Annotated in this window: 5 protein-coding genes and 2 pseudogenes; 2 read left to right on the top strand and 5 right to left on the bottom strand. The window is 53.4% G+C overall.

Annotated features, from left to right (window positions below):
- Together Q8O80_RS01450 and Q8O80_RS01455 are read right to left on the bottom strand one after the other, a co-directional pair.
- A pseudogene (locus Q8O80_RS01450) lies at window positions 1–231 on the bottom strand (flagellin); the annotation flags it as partial.
- A 236-nt stretch (window positions 232–467) separates the two neighbouring features.
- The gene (locus Q8O80_RS01455; RefSeq protein ID WP_305576171.1) at window positions 468–1,121 is read right to left on the bottom strand and encodes a flagellin; all 654 of its coding nucleotides are present in this window, start codon (window positions 1,119–1,121) and stop codon (window positions 468–470) included.
- A gap of 286 nt (window positions 1,122–1,407) precedes the next feature.
- Between Q8O80_RS01455 and Q8O80_RS01460 the strand changes: the two genes are divergently transcribed.
- Window positions 1,408–1,686 (top strand): CopG family ribbon-helix-helix protein, encoded by a 279-nt coding sequence (locus Q8O80_RS01460; protein ID WP_305576173.1) that lies wholly within the window; start codon window positions 1,408–1,410, stop codon window positions 1,684–1,686.
- Window positions 1,687–1,815: 129 nt separating this feature from the next.
- On the opposite strand, the gene Q8O80_RS01465 is transcribed toward Q8O80_RS01460, so the two are convergent.
- From Q8O80_RS01465 to Q8O80_RS01475, 3 genes are all read right to left on the bottom strand, one after another.
- Window positions 1,816–2,070, bottom strand: coding sequence for a type II toxin-antitoxin system RelE/ParE family toxin (locus Q8O80_RS01465; protein ID WP_305576175.1), 255 nt, complete (start codon window positions 2,068–2,070; stop codon window positions 1,816–1,818).
- Window positions 2,048–2,269, bottom strand: coding sequence for a ribbon-helix-helix protein, CopG family (locus Q8O80_RS01470; protein ID WP_305576177.1), 222 nt, complete (start codon window positions 2,267–2,269; stop codon window positions 2,048–2,050). Before Q8O80_RS01470 ends, Q8O80_RS01465 begins: the two co-directional genes overlap by 23 nt.
- A 108-nt stretch (window positions 2,270–2,377) precedes the next feature.
- On the bottom strand, window positions 2,378–2,635 hold the full coding sequence (locus Q8O80_RS01475; RefSeq protein ID WP_305576179.1) for an adenylyl-sulfate kinase: 258 nt from the start codon (window positions 2,633–2,635) through the stop codon (window positions 2,378–2,380).
- 38 nt (window positions 2,636–2,673) lie between these two features.
- On the opposite strand from Q8O80_RS01475, the pseudogene Q8O80_RS01480 reads away from it, so the two are divergent.
- Window positions 2,674–2,856: pseudogene (locus tag Q8O80_RS01480) on the top strand (IS5/IS1182 family transposase); the annotation flags it as partial.

Consider the following 2,856-nt stretch of genomic DNA (forward strand, 5'->3'; position numbering starts at 1 on the left):
GGTTTGCGCGCCCGAAACGGCGTCATTGGCGAGGCGAATTTGTACGTTCGCAGTACGAATCTGCGTATCGTAACCCGTGGCAGTGGCCAGACCGGTTGAATCGTCCTTGGCGCTGTTGATGCGCAGACCCGAGGACAGGCGTTGCTGGGCAGTTTGCAGCGCGATCGCCGATTTGTTCAGGGAGGCGCCAGCGAACAGGGCTGAAACGTTGGTATTAATGACTTGTGCCATGATAAATCTCCTAAAAATTCGCGCTACGGATTGGTTGTTCTTATATTGCAGTGCATATCAACCGCCGTTGTTCAAGTTATCGGCTGGCGCCGAAGAAACTTTAGTAAAACTTTGCATATCTTGCGGCGTAGCATTCACAGTTGAATGAATAGCGTATCGCCCAAAAACTATTTGACTGCTTGTTATTCTGCAAACCCCGGCCAAAAAACGGCCGGGATCACTTCAAGCAGCTTTGATTAACGCAACAGAGTCAGCACGGTGTTGGGCGTCTGGTTAGCCTGCGCCAGCACTGCCGTTCCCGCTTGTTGCAGAATGTTGTTGCGGGTCATCGCGGTGGTTTCCGCAGCATAGTCGGTGTCCATAATACGGCTATACGCGGCGGATAAGTTCACCGCGTCAATCTGCAGAGCGGCAACTTCGGAGGCTTTTGATGCCATCGTGGCACCGAGGGTCTCGCGTTGATCACCGACGGTCCCCAGATTGGTGGTGACATCAGCAGCGCTGCTGCTGGTGATATAGGTCGCACCACCAGCAGACGCAAGCGTCGCATTTACAGCGTCAAGTGCCGCAAATTCAGCATTGGTAACAGGAGCGCCACCCGCCAGGATTTCTGACATACGTTGCAGGTTTTCGGTAACGATGCCCAGCTTGCCATCAGCGGTTTGCGCGCCCGAAACGGCGTCATTGGCGAGGCGAATGGCCACGTTCGCAGTACGAATCTGCGTGTCATAACCTGTGGCAGTGGCCAGACCAGTCGAATCGTCCTTGGCACTGTTGATGCGCAGGCCCGAAGACAGGCGTTGCTGGGCAGTTTGCAGCGCGATCGCCGATTTGTTCAGGGCGGCGCCAGCGAACAGGGCTGAAACGTTGGTATTGATGACTTGTGCCATGATGGTTCTCCTTAAAGTTTGTTGTCCGGCCTTGGTTGCCGGTCACAGTGGTTTGACTGATGCTGCAAGCTTGTCAACCGCCGTTATTCCAGTTATCGGAACGCGCCGGGAAAACTTTAGGGAAATTCTGAAGATTCTTTGTTGGTTGCCCGTAGTGGCAATAAAGCTTCGCGGCCAGTTGGTTACCGCATAAAAGCAGGTTGCTTTGCAAACAAAGGCAAAAGTAACCGCGAATGAGCAGCTTATGCTAAGGTAATACCTGTTTATACCAGAAATGGAGAGCGTCATGACAGCCGCAGCCACTCGCCCTATAGCGATCAAGATCGACCAGGATACGCGGGATCGCGCAAAGCGCCTTGCAGAAGCGCGTCACCGAACCTCGCACTGGGTAATGCGGGAGGCTATTAGCCAGTACGTTGAGCGCGAGGCGCTCCGGCGGGATGCCATCAATGCATGGAGCGAGTATCGGGAAACCGGTTTGCATGTAACCGGCGATGAAGTCATTGCGTGGCTTGATACGTGGGGCGAAGAAAACGAGAAGGCCGCACCCATATGCCACAAGTAAAATTTGCGCCCGTCGCGCTGGGTGACATGAATAATGGAAAGATCAATAAGTCCGTTCGCATTGATCTTGTCGAAATGTGAATGAGCTTCAAACATAATCTGGCCGGATCAATAGTGCGTTGCTGTTGGCCTAGCGATATACGTTCCTGCGATGTCCGATACGGACGACCAATACCACCAACTTCTGATCCTGCACTTCGTACACCACGCGATAGTTGCCAATCCGAATGCGGCGCAATCCTGAAAACTCACCTTTCAGCACACCACCCGCAGCAGGATTGGTTTTGAGCTGATCAATAGCGGAGATAATGCGCAGCCGGTCTTCCTGCGCTATTTTCTCAAGTGCTTTGGCCGCGCTCTGTTTAATGCTGACTGAGTAAGTCATGCTTGACAGCTTCCCAATCCAGCACCGGGTCGGCGGGGTCGCGCAACGCCTCTATAGAGCGAGAAACATCCTCAAAATCATCAAGATAGTATTCCACTGCCTGTCGTACCAATTCGGCACGCGTCCGACGCAATTGCGAAGCAGCCTCATCCAGTGAAGCGACCAACTCATCCGGCAGTCTTGCAGTAATCTGGCTCATTTTCGCCCTCCTGTAATGTTGGCAGATGTCATTGAATGTTAGGCTACGCCAAGACGTGGATTTAATCAACCTGAAAACCGTAGCTTGGTTGTTTCCGCCTCTTCAGCATCAATCGGCAGTCGTTAGCCTCAAACGCGGCTCGAGTATTCGGATCAGCTGAGCAATCGCATCATCCAAGGAACTTAAGCCGGTATCTATGGACCCGGCGGGGGTTTCCGGCGGTTCATAGGGCGCGCTAATCCCGGTAAAATTGGCGATTTCGCCGGCACGAGCTCGCTGGTAAAGCCCGGCGCGCTCAAAGAACAACTGCAACACCTTGAAGAGGTTAAGGAACCTCTGATTAAGTCTCGAACTTTTCACGCTCATGCTGTCAGAAGCTCGGGTTGAACAAACGGATTAAAACGATGAAACAAACGACACTTTCTACGAGCGGCTTTGACCGCTACACCAAACAGACCAGGCGCGCAGCGTTTCTTGCCGAGATGAACCGCGTGGTGCCATGGAAGCAACTGTGCGAACTGATCGAACCGGTCTACCCGAAGGCTGGCAACGGGCGTCCTCCCGTCGGGCTTGAGCGCATGTTGCGT

Origin of the sequence: Devosia sp. (assembly GCF_030689745.1) — a bacterium.
GTDB classification, from domain to species: Bacteria; Pseudomonadota; Alphaproteobacteria; order Rhizobiales; family Devosiaceae; genus Devosia; species Devosia alba.